Origin of the sequence: Rossellomorea marisflavi, assembly GCF_001274775.1 — a bacterium.
Classification (GTDB): Bacteria; Bacillota; Bacilli; order Bacillales; family Bacillaceae_B; genus Rossellomorea; species Rossellomorea marisflavi.
On record NZ_LGUE01000004.1, the window covers coordinates 292,253 to 305,737 of the forward strand.

General features: G+C 49.2%; 16 protein-coding genes. 9 read left to right on the forward strand and 7 right to left on the reverse strand.

The annotated features are described in order from the left end of the window. Positions 1 to 4 precede the first annotated feature (4 nt). Together AF331_RS11410 and AF331_RS11415 are read right to left on the reverse strand one after the other, a co-directional pair. Positions 5 to 2,077, reverse strand: a complete 2,073-nt coding sequence (locus AF331_RS11410) for a BglG family transcription antiterminator (RefSeq protein WP_053428239.1) — start codon at positions 2,075 to 2,077, stop codon at positions 5 to 7. 85 nt (positions 2,078 to 2,162) lie between these two features. Next, positions 2,163 to 4,076: a PTS mannitol transporter subunit IICBA gene (locus AF331_RS11415; protein ID WP_053428240.1), complete on the reverse strand. Its 1,914-nt coding sequence runs from the start codon at positions 4,074 to 4,076 to the stop codon at positions 2,163 to 2,165. 200 nt (positions 4,077 to 4,276) lie between these two features. On the opposite strand from AF331_RS11415, the gene AF331_RS11420 reads away from it, so the two are divergent. Then, positions 4,277 to 4,822 carry a class I SAM-dependent methyltransferase gene (locus AF331_RS11420; protein WP_053428241.1) on the forward strand — a complete coding sequence of 182 codons (546 nt, stop codon included), beginning with the start codon at positions 4,277 to 4,279 and terminating at the stop codon, positions 4,820 to 4,822. On the opposite strand, the gene AF331_RS11425 is transcribed toward AF331_RS11420, so the two are convergent. Both AF331_RS11425 and AF331_RS11430 read right to left on the reverse strand, forming a co-directional pair. Continuing rightward, positions 4,819 to 5,568 carry a serine hydrolase gene (locus AF331_RS11425; RefSeq protein WP_053428242.1) on the reverse strand — a complete coding sequence of 250 codons (750 nt, stop codon included), beginning with the start codon at positions 5,566 to 5,568 and terminating at the stop codon, positions 4,819 to 4,821. The genes AF331_RS11420 and AF331_RS11425 overlap by 4 nt on opposite strands. Beyond that, positions 5,552 to 6,502, reverse strand: a complete 951-nt coding sequence (locus AF331_RS11430; RefSeq protein WP_053428243.1) for an alcohol dehydrogenase catalytic domain-containing protein — start codon at positions 6,500 to 6,502, stop codon at positions 5,552 to 5,554. Before AF331_RS11430 ends, AF331_RS11425 begins: the two co-directional genes overlap by 17 nt. Positions 6,503 to 6,630: 128 nt before the next feature. Between AF331_RS11430 and AF331_RS22400 the strand changes: the two genes are divergently transcribed. Further along, positions 6,631 to 6,771, forward strand: a complete 141-nt coding sequence (locus AF331_RS22400; RefSeq protein WP_156489283.1) for a hypothetical protein — start codon at positions 6,631 to 6,633, stop codon at positions 6,769 to 6,771. A gap of 34 nt (positions 6,772 to 6,805) precedes the next feature. Here the strand turns inward: AF331_RS22400 and AF331_RS11435 are convergent, their stop codons facing one another. Then, positions 6,806 to 7,405 carry a histidine phosphatase family protein gene (locus AF331_RS11435; protein WP_053428244.1) on the reverse strand — a complete coding sequence of 200 codons (600 nt, stop codon included), beginning with the start codon at positions 7,403 to 7,405 and terminating at the stop codon, positions 6,806 to 6,808. Between the two features lie 97 nt (positions 7,406 to 7,502). Here AF331_RS11435 and AF331_RS11440 point away from each other — a divergent pair, with 97 nt between their 5' ends. The 6 genes from AF331_RS11440 to AF331_RS11465 all read left to right on the forward strand — a co-directional run bounded on the left by AF331_RS11440 (position 7,503) and on the right by AF331_RS11465 (position 10,537). Further along, positions 7,503 to 8,207, forward strand: coding sequence for an MBL fold metallo-hydrolase (locus AF331_RS11440; protein ID WP_053428245.1), 705 nt, complete (start codon positions 7,503 to 7,505; stop codon positions 8,205 to 8,207). Positions 8,208 to 8,213: 6 nt separating this feature from the next. Continuing rightward, entirely contained in the window at positions 8,214 to 8,774 is a 561-nt protein-coding gene (locus AF331_RS11445) for a TetR/AcrR family transcriptional regulator (protein ID WP_053428246.1), read from the forward strand. 13 nt (positions 8,775 to 8,787) lie between these two features. Next, on the forward strand, positions 8,788 to 9,141 hold the full coding sequence (locus AF331_RS11450) for a YrdB family protein (protein ID WP_082346951.1): 354 nt from the start codon (positions 8,788 to 8,790) through the stop codon (positions 9,139 to 9,141). 17 nt (positions 9,142 to 9,158) lie between these two features. Next, a complete protein-coding gene (locus tag AF331_RS11455) occupies positions 9,159 to 9,440 on the forward strand; it encodes an RNA polymerase alpha subunit C-terminal domain-containing protein (protein WP_053428248.1) in 282 nt (93 codons plus the stop codon). 76 nt (positions 9,441 to 9,516) lie between these two features. Beyond that, positions 9,517 to 9,699: a hypothetical protein gene (locus tag AF331_RS11460; protein ID WP_053428249.1), complete on the forward strand. Its 183-nt coding sequence runs from the start codon at positions 9,517 to 9,519 to the stop codon at positions 9,697 to 9,699. A gap of 91 nt (positions 9,700 to 9,790) precedes the next feature. Beyond that, on the forward strand, positions 9,791 to 10,537 hold the full coding sequence (locus AF331_RS11465) for a class I SAM-dependent methyltransferase (RefSeq protein ID WP_053428250.1): 747 nt from the start codon (positions 9,791 to 9,793) through the stop codon (positions 10,535 to 10,537). Between the two features lie 17 nt (positions 10,538 to 10,554). Here the strand turns inward: AF331_RS11465 and AF331_RS11470 are convergent, their stop codons facing one another. Next, on the reverse strand, positions 10,555 to 11,277 hold the full coding sequence (locus AF331_RS11470; RefSeq protein WP_053428251.1) for an alpha/beta fold hydrolase: 723 nt from the start codon (positions 11,275 to 11,277) through the stop codon (positions 10,555 to 10,557). Positions 11,278 to 11,543: 266 nt separating this feature from the next. On the opposite strand from AF331_RS11470, the gene AF331_RS11475 reads away from it, so the two are divergent. Then, the gene (locus AF331_RS11475) at positions 11,544 to 12,851 is read left to right on the forward strand and encodes an aldehyde dehydrogenase (RefSeq protein ID WP_235576375.1); all 1,308 of its coding nucleotides are present in this window, start codon (positions 11,544 to 11,546) and stop codon (positions 12,849 to 12,851) included. Between the two features lie 151 nt (positions 12,852 to 13,002). On the opposite strand, the gene AF331_RS22165 is transcribed toward AF331_RS11475, so the two are convergent. Next, on the reverse strand, positions 13,003 to 13,482 hold the full coding sequence (locus AF331_RS22165; RefSeq protein WP_152915610.1) for a DUF4367 domain-containing protein: 480 nt from the start codon (positions 13,480 to 13,482) through the stop codon (positions 13,003 to 13,005). Positions 13,483 to 13,485 lie beyond the last annotated feature (3 nt).

Consider the following 13,485-nt stretch of genomic DNA (forward strand, 5'->3'; position numbering starts at 1 on the left):
ATAATCATTCCTTTATAAGGTTTTGTTGAACATAGTCTAAGAAGAGTTCTTCAAGTTTTCGATAGATCATGGCCTCGTTGGTGGAGGAATAGATCATCATGGACGCCTGGTTTTCGATGAGGCTCGTGGAGATGAGGCTGAGGATTTCGTTCTCCCTCTCACTCAACCCTTCCGGAGCGAGCATGAGGAGAAGGCTCTTCATCTCCATGGGCTTCCCGTTCATCCCTTTGATGAGGAACGGCTTGTCCAGATGTGCCACCTGGAACACGAGCTGGGTGACGTGGGGGTCGAGGCAATGGAATAGCCCCATATTCGTTCCTGGGATCCCAAGTCCGCCACGCTGCTCCCTTTCCATCAGCTTGTCCATGACCTTTCCTTCATCTGTCACGAGGCCATCGAGCTTCGCCTGTTGGACCATTTCGTTCATGACGGTAAAATGATCCGTCACCGACTGCTTCCGGTACACGCGGAAGTGATCCAAGATCGATTCGATGCTTGTGTGGACGTCTTTGATTTCCTGGAGAAGTCCGCGGATCTCCGTCGGCTTCTTCTCTATCTTCACCGGTTTCACCGGCTTCAGGTACTTCCTGCTTGTGATCCGTTCGATGTTGTTCTGGACGTACGTCTGAATAATCGCGATATCCTCTTCGCTCAAAAGCGGACTGACAAGGATATAATCAAGATTGGTGAACGGAAGGCGCACGGTGGATATGACGATATCATAGTCGTCGGGATCGGCGTCCCTGAAGTCATTCAGGGATAAGATGCCGACGGGATTGATGATCTTCAGTTCCTTCTTGATTCTGCTTGCGAGCATCTTGGACGCTCCGATGCCTGTCGGACAGACGATGACGGCATCGACCTTCACCTTCTCTTCGTTCATGAGAAGGGCCGATCCGAAGTGGAGGACGATATAGGCGACCTCCGCATCGGGGAATATCATGTCCGGAAACTCTAGCTCCAGGCTGTCCTTCACGGCGAGGAACAGGACCGGGTACTTCTTCTTGATCTCATCCGTCAGGGGGTTGAAGAGCTCCATCTTCTGTTGAAGGCGGAAGATCGACGGTCCCATATGCGCCATGAGCCCCTGATACAGGGAGAAATCATCCGTCAGATCGACGGTGAGCTTGGCCGAAACATCGCTCACGAGTTTCTTCACGAGATGACCGAGGAACACACTATCATAGTAAGTGGCTCCCGGTTCCTGCAGCTTCGATCCCCGAAGGATGACCGACCAGAAGGCGACATCGGCCTCTGTGATCGTCACGGAGAGCCTTTCCCTGAGAACGTCTGCGACAGACTTCATGAGGCTGTATTCCCTTGATTCATCGGGGGTTCCAGCGCTCTGAAGGACATGCCCCCTCCGCACCCGCTGGATGGAGAGGCAGATGTGGACGACAAGGCCGACGAAATCACTGTCGACCAGGTTCACACCTTCCTGATCCAATACGATTCCGAGCGATTCATAAGTAGCAAGGAGAAGCTCAGGTTCATAAAATCCGAGAACAGGCAGGACGCTATCCTGCCCTTTTTGCAGGGAATAGAGGCTGTCGATGATTTCCTCATAGAAGTACACGATGGAGAAGCTTGCCAAGGCATGGCGGCGGCTTCCTTCATCGGCTGCTACTTCCACCCCCACCCCCCGCTTGCGGGTGAGCGTCACGTTGAACTTGGCTAGCCAGTCCGCGACTTCATCGAGGATGGTCGTCAGGCTTGAAATACTGATGCCCAGCTCATTGGCCAGAACGCTCATCTTGAAAGAGGAGCCTCCCTCGAGAAGGGTGACGAGGAGCCGCAGCTTCCTCTCTTCAGGTGTTTCATCCGTTGGTTCGGATTCAGCCAGCTGTTGGATGAGCCTGTAGATGTTTTCATTTTTCCCGCTGATGAAAAGGCCATCGGCAGGTGTCCGCATGAGCTCGAGTTGATGCTGCTTCAGCACGCCCTCAATGGACTTCAGGTTGCGCTGGATCGTCCGTCCGCTTACGTTCAAATACGCAGAAAGGGAGTGGACGGTATGTTTACCCGAGGTTTTCACAATCAGTTCGATGATCGCTTTTTCCCTGGATGTAATGAACATACGTCTCCCCCCTTTCTTTATCTACACTAGTATAAGAACATCCAAATCGGAAAAGCAAGCGTGCGCCTCTCCGATTTGGATTCCATTAGTTGCTATTGATGATGTCTTTGATTTCTTTTGCAGAAGAGGCGAGGACCATTTTGTCGACGTTCTCCTGCTCGGAGCAGATGACCGCGATGCTTGAGAGGATCTCAAGATGCGTGCCGTCCTTACCGGCGATACCGAAGATCAGCTTCGCTTTCTCTCCGTTGAAGTCGACACCGTCTGGAACCTGGATGATGGTGAATCCGGATTTCAGGACTGCCCGCTTCGCTTCTTCCGTTCCATGCGGGATGGCTACGTTATTACCCATGTAAGTCGTCGTGATGCCTTCACGGTCGATCATGGCATCTACATAGCTGTCTTCCACGTATCCGGCTTTGGCCAATGCTTCACCGGCAAATCGGATGGCTTCTTCCTTCGTTGCGAACGATTGATTCAAGAAGATGTTCTCTTCTAGTAGAAGATCGTCATCTCCTGAGTCAGGAGCGTCAACAGGTGCTTCCGCTTCTTCCACAAGCTCTTCTTGAGCTGGTGTCACGTCAGCCTGAAGGCTTCCGATCAACTTGTCATACTCGGGACTGGATAGGAAGTTATCCACTGAGATGTGGTACGCACTTGGAAGCTTGCTTTGCGCACGCGGCGTCAGCTCTTCCTGTGTGATGACCACTTGGGCATCGGCCGGCAGATTGCTGATGGCCGTGTTGGTGACGGTCACACCTTCAATGCCTGCTTCCTTCACTTTCTTACGAAGGAGTGAAGCACCCATTGCACTGGACCCCATTCCGGCATCGCAGGCGAAAATGATTTTGTTTACATTCTCAGGAAGCTGTCCGTTTGATTGCTGGTTGAAGTGACCGGCAACGGAGCTTTTCTTCCCTTTCATATCTTCCATTTTTTTTGTTGCGTCTTCGATGTTTCCATCGTCTTTTTTGCTTGATTTCAAGATGACGGCGGACACGAGGAAGGACACGACTGCAGCCACGATGATCGCCGCGAAGTTCGCGATGTACGCTCCAACGTCTCCAGTCGGTGTCACCAATCCAATGGCTATGACACTACCTGGTGAAGCCGGTGATGCAAGACCTCCGCCAAGAAGGACAAGTGTCAGTACTCCACTCATACCACCAAGGATGACTGAAAGGAGCAGTGCCGGTTTCATCAGCACATACGGGAAGTAGATCTCGTGGATCCCCCCGAAGAAATGGATGATGGCGGCACCCGGTGCGGATTGCTTCGCTGTCCCTCTTGAGAAGAACATATACGCAAGCAGGACACCAAGACCCGGTCCAGGGTTTGCTTCCAATAGGAAGAGGACCGATTTTCCTGTTTGTTGAACCTGCTCGAGACCGATCGGGGAAAGGATCCCGTGGTTGATCGCGTTATTCAGGAACAAGATTTTGGCCGGTTCGATCAAGATGCTTGTCAGCGGCAAAAGATGCGCTGCGATCAGCCAGTCGACACCGTGGACAAGGAGCTGGGTGAATGCATCCACCGCAGGACCGATTCCGAGGAATGCAAGGATGGCGAGGGCTCCACCCAGGATCCCTGCTGAGAAGTTGTTGACGAGCATTTCAAATCCTGAACGGATCTTCCCGTCAATCAGTTCGTCAAATTTCTTGATGACATACGCACCAAGGGGACCCATGATCATGGCGCCGAGGAACATCGGCGTATCAGGCGCACCGACGATGACACCCATCGTGGCGATGGCACCGACGACACCTCCCCGCTGATCGTGAATCAATTTACCACCCGTATACCCGATCAAGAGTGGTAACAGATACGTCACCATCGGGCTCACTAATTTGTTAAGGCTTTCATTTGGGATGAGGCCGTCTGGAATGAAAAGCGCAGTGATTAATCCCCACGCGATAAAAGCACCGATATTCGGCAGTACCATGGAACTCAGGAAGTTACCGAACTTCTGAATCTTTACTTTAACAGTAGACTGTGCCATGTAATTTCTCCCCTTCTATAGTAGGATTTATGACATAAGATCACATCTATATGATATGTCACCTTAGAAACGTCATACAACCTTCTTGAAAACTGACTTTGTCGCGACACCCGTGACAAATGTAATGTATCTGTCTTGACAGTTCAAAATAAAGGAAAATTATCGGATCTGGTCGAATGCATAAATTGAGGTGATCAATCATGGAAGAATTGAAAGTGGTGATCGGCGCGGGACCCTACCATAATAACCCCGACTGGATCCATACCGATGAGCTGGAGCTCGACCTTCTTATAGAAGAAACATGGAAAAGGACATATGAAGTAAGCAGCATTTCGGCCATTCTCGCCGAGCACGTGTGGGAGCATCTCACTGCAGAAGAAGGACTTGAAGCCGCCAAACGCTGTTACCGCTATCTCAGAAAAGGCGGATACGTCCGCTGCGCCGTACCCGATGGGTTTTTCCCGGATGAGGAGTATCAGCATATCGTTCAGGTAGGCGGACCTGGACCGGCGGATCATGCTGCAGCCAGCCATAAAATCGTCCATACATACAAAAGCCTGACTGAGATGTTTTCACAGGCAGGCTTTGAAGTCAAATTGTTGGAGTATTGTGATGAGGACGGACAGTTTCACGCTTCCGAATGGGATGAAGCAAAAGGCGTGATTTTCCGTTCGAAGAAGGTGGATCCGCGGAATCGGGAGGTCTTGACGTTCCCTTCTTTGATGGTGGATGCGGTGAAGAATTAACCCAGTGAACGGTGTAGGAGACGCAGGGACTCTGCCAGGCAGTCATCGGTCCCTTGCGACTCTCTCCGGTCAGGAACACCTGCCGCCCCTATGACAAACAAACATCGTTCTTTCCCAAACTCCCCGATCACACCAATGTCGATGGCCATATCCGGTAGTCCTCCAGTCATGTGATTGAGTTGATGAGGCGGTATGCCTTCCACTTCTTCCTGTTGGCGGACCAGGCCATTCATGATCGGCATCCACACATCGGGACGATAATCATATCCTTCCACCACTTCGATCAGCATCTGCATCAACTCCTGAAGCATCCCTTTATTTTCAGGTGAGCGGGGATCAGAAGTGACGCACATATGATCAAAACGCCTTCGAATCATTCTATTCACATGGTCCCATCCCCCTGCCAAAGTCACCACCTGTTCAGCAACGACACTGTCATGGCATGCAATCATGACTTCCACGGCCTCCCCAAGCATGAGTGACTGCCTGTTTTGAAAATGTGGATACAATTCACGACTATCTTCATCAGGGTTAAAGCGGATAGGTTGGATGACCTCATCCCATTTCATTCCTCCACTCTCCACCATACCTGCGACTGCAAATCCAATCGCTACTTTTCCTGCCGAAGCAAGCGGCATAACCAACTCCTCATTATAGGATGCTGTGATCCTCCGATCCTTAGAGGAATAGGATAAGAACCCAGTGCTCCCATGCACCGCTTCCAATAAATCAATCACTTCTTTCATCGTTTACCCCTCTATCTTTTTTATAATCAACAAACACTTTCAGAGGCCGGATGGATTCCATCTCTTCAAAGCAAGCGATCACTTGATCCCGTATGATCTCCCGTTCAAACAAATCCGTGAGATAAGGCGTCTCTTCATATGTACTGAAAAACCACTCACCATGTTTGCGATAGTCATAGCCATCACTTGAAGCGAGAATCCTCAATTCCTTCTCGAAAAATGCTGAAGGAAGCGTAAATTCATCACGATTCCCATCTGATAAAACACAGATGGTCCCCTCCCCCTTCATGACGTTCATTAGCGTGAGGAACGCAGCACTGTGGGCTGAGCACTCCAATCCAGCATCATAGGAATCTTCTATTTCAGCTTCGCTGCGATAAATCCTGGCGGCACCAAGTCGCAGCGGCAACGGATGCCTCGCTTCATCGGGTTCCACCACATCCACATGCCTCACCCCGAGATGATGTTTCAAGAAATGAATCGCCAAGACGCCCATCGTCCCTGCTCCTGTTACAAGGACACGATCTTCTTTCGAAAGATTCAGCTTCAGGACGCCCTTGGCTGCATCACAGGAAAGCGTATTAAGTAGCGCATACTTCCACTCTACATCCGCAGGAATTCTGACCGCCTTACTGGACGGGGTGACCCCGAATGTCTGCTGACCGTAGAAAGCGATAACGCGGTCGCCCACCTTGAAATCGGTCACGGACTTTCCAATCTGTATGACCCTCCCCGCGCTTTCATACCCGACCTTCCGCGGATAGACCGGCTCCACATCGGTCGGGTCCGTCCCTAGATATTGAGGCATTTCAGCCCCGATGCTTATTCCGCACGCATGGGTTTCAACCCGGATTTCGTCCTCTGATAGTACGGAGTCCCCTTCACTGATCCATTCCAACTTCCTTGGGGCATTCAGGACTAGTCGCGTATTCATATTGATCAACCTCTCTTTTCTATAACCCCCTACCCCCCTTTGACAAGGGATGGTAAGTCGTCCTACACTTGCACGTAGCTATATTTTACCAAAGGAAGGGACGTTCGCATTTGTTTTTATTGTTTTTAATGGCTGTAAGTACCCTGATCGGATTTGTTCTCTTAGGAATGGATCAGCTTGGCATGGTGATTGGTTTCGGGATGATCCTGGGGTGTTTGATCAGGGGGATTTATTTATTGAAAGAGATTTTAGCCAGATTGGAAGAATGAGCGGAGTCCCCACACGAAATGTGTTGGGGCTTTTTCAATTCTTTATTTCGGAAAGATGCCCCGTATCATTCAAAAAGTGAACCAACCTCTCCTCCCCGTCCTTCTCCAACAGATGCATTCCTGTGTCACCCGTGATAAACCAGACACTCTGATCAACCGGATTCCCCATAAAGATATTCAGAAGCATGGATAAAACACCGCCATGAGCGACGATGATGATCCTGTCTGCATGCGTTGTATGTATGATCCGGGAGAAGATGTGCTCCATCCTCATCCGGAACTCAATGAATGTTTCCCCTCCCTCCACAGCTTCGTGAAGATACTGAGGGAGGGGGATCTTCTCAGCTTCCACAAACGGCATGCCGGCTAAGATTCCATTATGTTGTTCCATCAGCTCGTCTACATAGCGGACGTCCTTGCACCCCACTTTATTTGTCAGGATATCCGTGGTTTCGGCAGCTCTTTTTAACGTACTGGACCAGATGATGTCTGGTTTGAAAAAGCTTTCTACTTTTGCCGCCATGGCTTTTCCTTGTGTACGACCAAGCTCCGTCAACGGATAGTCGGCCCTTCCTTCATGTACGTTCAAGACATCTGCCTCGGACTGTCCGTGGCGAATCAATAACAGTTTCAAATAATTCCCTCCTCATCACTAGACAAAACTAATACCATTAGTTATATTGTTATTATCATTAGTTTCAAAATTCATTTTCTTAAAGGAGAACGCCATCATGCGTCTAACCCGTATAAATCAGATCCATCAGTTATCTTTTCTGCCACGGTTGTTTCCTGTGAATTGCTATCTTGTTGAAGAACAGGATGACCTGACCCTTATCGATGCCGCACTACCTTATAGTGCAGAAGCGATCCTGGCATCTGCCGAGAAAATCGGCAAACCCATCACCCGGATTGTCTTGACCCATGCCCATGACGATCATATCGGTGCGTTGGATAAACTGAAGGAATCACTTCCTCATGCTGAAGTCTATATTTCCAAACGGGATGAACGACTTCTTCGCGGGGATGTTTCCCTGGATGATCACGAGCCCCAGACACCTATCCGCGGCGGCGTGCCAAAGAACATCCAGACCCGTGCGGATGTCCTTCTAGAAGAAAATGATGTGGTCGGTTCCCTCCGAGCCATTTCAGCACCGGGGCACACACCGGGGTCAATGGCTTTCTTCGACCAGAGGGACGGTAGCCTGATTATTGGAGATGCTTTTCAAACGCGCGGAGGGACGGCTGTTTCCGGGCAACTCAATGTGCTCTTCCCGTTCCCTGCGCTTGCAACTTGGAATAAAGAGGTGGCCCTGAAAAGCGCTCAAAAGCTGGTTGATCTGAAGCCCACTCTCCTCGCCGCAGGTCACGGAGTGATGATACCGTCACCTGAATCGATCATGAACGAAGCCATCTTAAAGGCAAAAAAGAAAGGTTGAATCAGTATGTCACCACGAATCGGAATGGATCTTGATATCATCGTGAAAGCAGCAATCGAGCTTGCTGACCGTGAAGGGATGAGTGAGGTCACCCTTGCCACTTTGGCAAAATCATTAGATGTCCGCCCCCCTTCCCTCTATAATCATGTAAAAGGCGGACTCCCTGCCCTGAAGATTGAAATGGCCAAACGCGGCTATTCCCAGTTGAACCGACGATTGACGGACGCTTCAGTCGGCCGTTCAATGGATGCCGCTGTCCTCGCCTTCGGTATGGCCTATGTACAATTCGTCCGGGACCATCCGGGACTGTATGAAGCCATGCTCATGGTAGCGATCGGAGCCGATGAAGAGCTGCAGGACATCCAGGATCAAAGCATCAGAATCATCATACAAGTCATGGAGGGCTATGGTCTGGGCGAACATGGCACCCTTCATGCCGTCCGGGGACTGCGGAGCATTCTCCATGGCTTTGCTTCATTGGAGCAGCACGGAGAATTCGGGCTTCCCCTTGAAAAGGATGAGAGCCTGACAAAAAGCATCAACGCTTTTCTTGCAGGAATCCGCTGATTAAAGGACTCCAATGATTAGATGGCTTAGAAGGTTGAATGCTGCCCTTCGCTTCACTCTGGAGCTGATGGGTTTGACGGCAATCGGGTATTGGGGATTCCATATGGGAGATGGCTGGATGGGGTGGCTGAGCGGGATCACCCTCCCCCTGTTATTCGCAATCGCGTGGGGAATGTTCGGTTCTCCGCGCGCCCCATTCCCACTCCCCCAAAATGGTAGGCTTATGCTCGAATCCTTGATATTCGGGCTTCCAGGCGCTCTTCTAATGGGGTTGATGCCTGTGACGGCCATTATTTATCTAATAGGTGTGGTCCTCAACCGTGTGCTCATTGTATATTGGAAACAAGAAAACCTGATTCACACATGAAAGGAGATGCCTCTAACATGACATCCAAACGAGTCTGCGAACACGGACATGTTTATTACAAGAGCAGTGATTGCCCCACATGCCCGACCTGTGAGAAAGGAAAAAAGCCTTCTGAAGGCTTTCAGTCCAAGCTTTCGGCTCCGGCACGCAGAGCTTTGGCCAGTGAAGGGATTAAGAGTGCAGAGGATCTGTGCAGGTACACGGAAAAAGAAATTCTTTCCCTGCATGGGATCGGTCCTTCCTCGCTTCCTGTGTTGAGGGATGAACTGGAACGGAATGGGCTTGTTTTTAGGAAGTGAGTTCTCCTTCTTTCCAGCTTATACTTGTTACCATATACAACAACCCAATGTACAATATCCCCAAGGAGTGATGAACATGCCAGATAAAGAACCCTTCAACTATGTAACCGATCACATGAATAAAATCGAAGGATCACCAATAAGTACAGACCCAGGGAATGGAAGCCTCCCTAAACCGATACGGTGGATCGGTATCTTCATCATCGGAGCGTTTGCTATCGGGGCTTTATTCATCTTGATTGGCAGCTTCATGAATTGACGACTGAATTTCCTAGAGGGAGATTCAGTTTTTTTATTTACAGGAAATGTCCACCAATTTATAGAAGTACTATGAGGAAGGATGTGTTGAGATGAAACCTGTAGATATTTTGACGATGAATAAGACAAGCTGGGAGCAATCGGCCGAGCGCTTTTTCGGACGGACGGCCCTGCCGGAGTTCGGGCCGAATGCCCCGAGTGAAGATGAGCTTCACCTGTTTGGAGATGTAAACGGAAAAACCGTACTCGATATCGGGTGCGGGAGTGGACATTCCCTGGCCTATATGGGGAATCAGGGGGCCGGTGAGCTGTGGGGCCTCGACCTGACCACAAAGCAGATCGAAGCGGCGACGGGTGTGCTTTCGGAACAGAATGCCACAGTGAAGCTGTTCGAATCCCCCATGGAGGAGAATCCCGGGCTTCCTATGAACCATTTCGACGTGGTGTACTCCATATACGCCCTGGGCTGGACGTATGATCTGAAGAAAACATTGAGCCATGTCCACTCGTACCTGAAGCCGGGCGGCACGTTCATCTTCAGCTGGGAGAATCCCATGCACGACCGCCTCCAGTACCGGGACGGCGAGTTCGTCATGACCAAATCGTATGTAACGGAAGGTCCTGAATACAATGAGGGGTGGAATAAAAGTGTCGTGATTCACCACCGAAAGCTGACCACCTACATCAATACGCTCATACAGTGTGGATTTACGATTGAAAACGTCATTGATGAAGTAGTGATTGCCGACACTCCGTCTGACAACCCGGAACGTTGGTACGCCAGTAAGAAAGCGGAATGGGTGCCTTCCACGTTTATTGTGAAGGCGAGGAAGATGTGAGGGGCTGTTTCCCCTCTCTACTTCTTAATGAGTTCCTTAATGGCCGAAATAACCACATCCGGCTGATCACGTTGTATGTAATGAGCACTATCTTCTATGACCCTGTATTCTCCCATTGTAGACAATAAAGAGAGCTCTTGCTGCATATCATTCCAAAGTGATTGTGCCTCCTCTGAATAGTGATCCTTCTTTCCTGCACAAAGAACAACGACTGGTATTTGTAGAGGCTTCTTCTCTGCAGACTTGCATTGATCCAAGCTCTCCTGAAATTCATCGTAGTTGCCTTCGAGGGTGAATTGTTGTGCATACCTGATTTTGAATTCGTCAGACATTACAGGGAGAAAACGTTCCCTATAGTCAACGGGAGTGGAGTCCACAAGAATCAGTCCGGCAACTTCATCAGGATACATGCTTGCAAACAGCCTAATATTTACTCCTCCAAAAGAGTCCCCAACCAAGATCAAAGGGCTTGTGATGCTTAATTCATGCAGAACCTCCCTAAGTTCTTCAACCATGTGAAGACTGGTTCTCTCCGACCTAGTTGGATCGCTCCTCCCCAACCCAGCTCGATCATATAAAATCACTTGTGCATGGTCAGATACGTTTTCCCACACCCCATCCCACACTTTCGAATCATTTCCATATCCAGCTTCAAAAACAACGGTGTGACCACCTTCTTCTTGACCTGTCATCCTTACAAAGATGTTTACATCTTTTACTTTCACCCAACGTTCATTCATAGTGGTTCTCCTCCTGTATTAAATCCATTAGAATCTTGCCATACCTTAGACAAACGAGCGTGTAGTATGCTCCTGCTCTCCTTCATTTCAGGCACATCAAGCACATCCCTTGCAAACAAAAAACGGCTGTATTATAGTAGTCCTGATCATCAATTGACATATCAACTAATTGCGCACAATCAATTGGAAACTCGAGAAATAGTTCCCATGATTATTTTTGTCCCAAACGGGAAAAGCAATAGAGTAGCCAAATCAAAGGAGTGTTCATGTTGGAAAACTACCAAGATCTTTTAACAAAACAACGTACGTATTTCCGTACGGGAGAAACCAAAAGTGTTGCTTTCCGTATTAACACATTAAATACATTGAAATCACTTGTTCAGAAGCACGAGCAGGATATCCTGGATGCTGTGAAACAGGATCTGAATAAATCCGAGCTTGAAGCAAAACGTGCCGAGGTCGGCCTCGTGATCGGTGAAATCGACTTGATGGTGGAGAATCTTGAAGAGTGGGCAGCGACAAAAGAAGTGCCGACACCTGCTTCCCACGAAGGAGCAAAAAGCTTCATCCAGCCTGAGCCGTATGGTTCTGCACTTGTCATCGCACCTTGGAACTATCCATTCCAGCTTGCTGTGACACCGCTTGTTGGCGCCATTGCCGGTGGGAATACGGCCGTATTGAAGCCTTCCGAGCTTACACCGAAAACATCTGCCCTGCTCTCTACATTGATCAACGACAACTTCCCTGAAGAATATCTTCATGTTGTGGAAGGCGAAGTTGAAACCAGCACGGCCCTATTGAAAGAAGACTTTGATTACATCTTCTTCACAGGCAGCACGGGCGTAGGTAAAATCGTGGCCGAAGCAGCAGCGAAGCACCTGACTCCGACTACGCTTGAACTGGGCGGTAAAAGTCCGACGATCGTCCACGAAGATGCCAACCTTGATGAAGCAGCTCAGCGCATTGCACGCGGTAAATTCGCCAATGCCGGCCAAACCTGTGTGGCACCGGATTATCTTCTTGTCCACAGCAGCGTAAAAGATGAACTCATGAGCAAATTCAAAGAAGTCATCACGGCTTCTTATGGTGAAAACATCGTCGAGAACCCGAACTTCGGACATGTAGTGAGCGAGCGCCACTTCGACCGCCTTGTCGGCTTCCTCGATAACGGAAGCATCGTGACCGGCGGGAAACATGACCGCGACAACCTGATCATCGAGCCGACCATCCTTGATAACATCTCATGGGATGACTCCGTGATGCAGGATGAGATCTTCGGACCGATTTTGCCTGTCATGACGTATGACAGCCTGGACGATATCATCGAACCGATTGTGAAACGTCCGAAACCACTTGCTCTTTACCTGTTCTCTGATGACGAAGCCGTACAGGATGAGATCCTGAGTACGATTTCCTTCGGTGGTGGATCCATCAATGATACGATCAACCACATGACATCCCACTACCTTCCATTCGGAGGCGTAGGCGATAGCGGAATGGGCGCCTATCACGGGAAAGCAAGCTTCGATACGTTCACTCACTTCAAGAGCGTGTTGAAACGTTCAACGAAATAATAATGAATGATCCCGTATTGCCATCAGGAGTTGCGGCAATACAGGGTGAGTACTAGAAAACTTTATAGTCGAATCTAAACCCCCAGAGTTACCGACTCTGGGGGTTTAGATTTATATATTCCATCCGGGCACAGCGAAGATCAACAAGAGATCATTCAAATGATTCAGCAGTCTCAATCAGCTCTTCTTTGGTGATTTCCTTTTCAGACTGCTCCCCATAATACGTCAGACGATAATGGATTTGATCATCAGTCCAATCCAAATGCATCACACCGGCATCATCCTCTCCATATTCACCTTTCACGTCCCCTATTTCCACTTCTTCATATTCGTTATCTGAACTGTTCGATACTTCTTTCCCCCGAACCATCATCAGGCCCAAATGGCTTCCTTCTCCATATAAATCAAATGTCACTATTTCATGACCAGCAACTGGTGGGTCGAATTGAGCATCCTTTACTGCAATCGGAGTCTTGCTTGGCAATTTAGGCTTGAAATCCTGTTGGTTCAGTTGTTCTCTCAGATCGCTATTGTCGAAATCATGTAAGCTAGAATCATTCCCACCATCTGCGTTGCTACAGCTCATCAAAAGAACTGAAATGACCAATAACCAAAACATTGGTCTTCTCATTCA